Source organism: Phenylobacterium sp. (assembly GCF_035276905.1).
Taxonomy (GTDB): Bacteria; Pseudomonadota; Alphaproteobacteria; order Caulobacterales; family Caulobacteraceae; genus Phenylobacterium.
The window spans coordinates 1-2421 of record NZ_DATELG010000156.1 but is presented as its reverse complement, the minus strand read 5'-3'; the positions used below and the strand labels follow the sequence as shown (position 1 = coordinate 2421).

4 protein-coding genes are annotated in these 2421 nt (G+C 71.0%); all 4 read left to right on the top strand.

Going from position 1 to position 2421, the window contains the following annotated elements:
• Positions 1 to 356: Holliday junction DNA helicase RuvB C-terminal domain-containing protein (locus VJS38_RS06970; RefSeq protein WP_324087428.1), on the top strand; the 356-nt coding region annotated here is incomplete at its 5' end.
• A 16-nt stretch (positions 357 to 372) separates the two neighbouring features.
• A complete protein-coding gene (locus VJS38_RS06965; protein ID WP_324087427.1) occupies positions 373 to 828 on the top strand; it encodes a YbgC/FadM family acyl-CoA thioesterase in 456 nt (151 codons plus the stop codon).
• A 201-nt stretch (positions 829 to 1029) separates the two neighbouring features.
• Complete coding sequence (gene tolQ / locus VJS38_RS06960) at positions 1030 to 1728, top strand: protein TolQ (RefSeq protein WP_324087426.1); 699 nt, start codon at positions 1030 to 1032, stop codon at positions 1726 to 1728.
• A 2-nt stretch (positions 1729 to 1730) separates the two neighbouring features.
• On the top strand, positions 1731 to 2264 hold the full coding sequence (locus VJS38_RS06955; protein ID WP_324087425.1) for a biopolymer transporter ExbD: 534 nt from the start codon (positions 1731 to 1733) through the stop codon (positions 2262 to 2264).
• The last annotated feature ends 157 nt before the right edge of the window (positions 2265 to 2421 follow it).

Below are 2421 nucleotides of genomic sequence, written 5' to 3'. Positions count from 1 at the left end.
TGCGCGACTTCGCCGCCGCGGACGGCACCGAGGTCATCGGCAAGAAGGCCGCGGCCGCGGCGCTCGCCCGCCTCGACGTCGACGAGCAGGGGCTGGACGCCCTCGACCGCCGCTACCTGCGGGCGCTGATCGAGAACTACGCCGGCGGACCTGCCGGGGTCGAGACCCTGGCCTATGCGATCGCCGAGGCGCGCGACGCGGTCGAGGACGTGATCGAGCCCTTCCTGCTGCAGCAGGGTTTCCTCCAGCGCACGCCGCGCGGCCGCATGGCGACGGCCAAGGCCTACGCCCACCTGGGCCTCGCCGCCCCGCCGCCCTCGGGACGGCCGCCGGCCGGCGACCTGTTCGACGACTAGGCCGGAGGCGCCCGTCATGACCGCCGAACCGAACGCCGCCCAGCCCAGCTCAGGCTGGCTCGAGGGGGCCGAGCACGTGCTGCCGGTCCGCATCTACTACGAGGACACCGACTTCACCGGCGTGGTCTATCACGGCGGCTACGTGCGCTTCTTCGAGCGCGGGCGCACCGACTTCCTGCGGCTGGCGGGCGTCAGCCACGCGGCCCTGCTGGAGCGGGCGGACCCGCTGGCCTTCACCGTCGTCAAGCTGGCGATAGAGTTCAAGCGCGCCGCGCGGATCGACGACGCGCTCATGGTGCGGACCCGCTACAGCGCCGTCCGCGGCCCGCGGCTCTTTATCCGCCAGCGCATCCTGCGCGGGAGCGAGCTGATCGCGCAGGCCGAGGTCGAGGCCGCCTGCATCGATCCCTCCGGCCGCGCAAGGCGTCCGCCCGCGGACCTCGTGCAGGCGCTGACGCCCTATTTCGCGTGAGCCGCGTCCAGGAAGCGCCACAGTGCGGCCGCAACGGATTCCATCGTCCTGCGAAGCGGATTAGGTTTTCCGTCGCCCGTTCGCTTCCGACGTGACGGAAACGCAAGCGAACGGCAGTTCAAACACACAAGCTTCGCCACAAGTTCGCCACGCCCGCGCGCCAACCCCACGCACAAGACTGGACTCGGAGCCGAAATCCGCATGGACGCCGCCGCCGTCACGCCCGACAGCTTCAACTTCATCACCCTCTTCATGCGCGCCGACTGGGTGGTGAAGGCGGTGATGGTCGGTCTCGGCCTGGCGTCGCTCTGGTCCTGGGCGGTGATCCTCGACAAGGCCTTCCGCTTCGCCAGCCTGAACCGCCAGGCCGAGAGGTTCGAGGCCGAGGTCGGGAACGGCCAGAGCCTCGAGGACATCGCCAACAAGGCCGGCGAACGTCCGCGCCACGCCCTGCCCAGGATGCTGCAGGCGGCGCTGCGCGAGTGGCGCGACTATCGGTTGAAGCCGCTGAGCGACAACCAGACGGCCTTCCTGGTGCAGCGGATCGACCGGGTGCTCGACACCATCATCGCCCGGGAGAGCGCGCGGGTAGAGGACGGCCTCGGCGTGCTGGCGATCGTCGCCACCGCCTCGCCGTTCATCGGCCTCTTCGGCACCGTCTGGGGGATCATGCACGCCTTCCAGGCGATCGCGATCCAGAAGAACACCAACCTGTCGGTGGTGGCGCCGGCGATCGCCGAGGCGCTGTTCGCCACCGCCATCGGCCTGATCGCCGCGATCCCGGCCTATATCGCCTTCAACGCCTTCTCGACCAAGGCCGGCAAGTACGCCGCGCGGCTGGAGGGCTTCGCCGACGACCTGTCGCACGCGGTCCAGCGCCGCCTGGCGGAGCGGGCCTGACCATGGCGCTCTCGGCCAACGACGCCTATTCCGCGGGGGGCCGCGGGCGCGGTCGCCGCCGGCGCGGACGCAGCCAGCGCGGCACGCTCTCGGAGATCAACGTCACGCCTATGGTCGACGTGATGCTGGTGCTCTTGATCATCTTCATGATCTCCGCGCCGCTGCTCACCGCCGGCGTGCCGCTGGAGCTGCCGAAGACCGAGGCCGCGGCGATCCAGGACCAGACCCAGCCGCTGTCGGTCTCGATCCGCGCCGACGGGACGATCTTCATCGGCGAGCGGCAGGTGGCCTTCTCCAACCTCGGGCCGGAACTGCGCACCACCGCCGGGCCGGACTCCAAGCGGCCGATCTTCGTGCGCGCCGACGGCAAGGCCTCCTACGCCGTGGTGGCCCAGGTGATGGCGGCGCTCTCCACCTCGGGCTTCACCGCGATCAACCTGATCACCGACACCGGCGGCCCCTCGTCCGGCTCGCGCGGGGGACTGCCGGGACCGCAGACCTTTGGGCCCCAGAGCGCGGAGTCGCGCACGCCGTGAACCGCCGGGAGATCTCGCCTGCGCTGATGGGCTCGGTGGCGTTGCACGCCGCCGTGGCCGCGGCGCTGCTCATCTCCTGGCGCCATCCCCGCGACCTCAAGATCGGCGCCGTGGTGCCGGTCACCCTCATCAGCAACGCGCCGGCCGCCGAGCTCAG

Coding starts and splice junctions, on each gene's coding strand:
- VJS38_RS06965 (WP_324087427.1), top strand. CDS start 373: ATGACCGCCGAACCGAACGCCGCCCAGCCCAGCTCAGGCTGGCTCGAG.
- tolQ (WP_324087426.1), top strand. CDS start 1,030: ATGGACGCCGCCGCCGTCACGCCCGACAGCTTCAACTTCATCACCCTC.
- VJS38_RS06955 (WP_324087425.1), top strand. CDS start 1,731: ATGGCGCTCTCGGCCAACGACGCCTATTCCGCGGGGGGCCGCGGGCGC.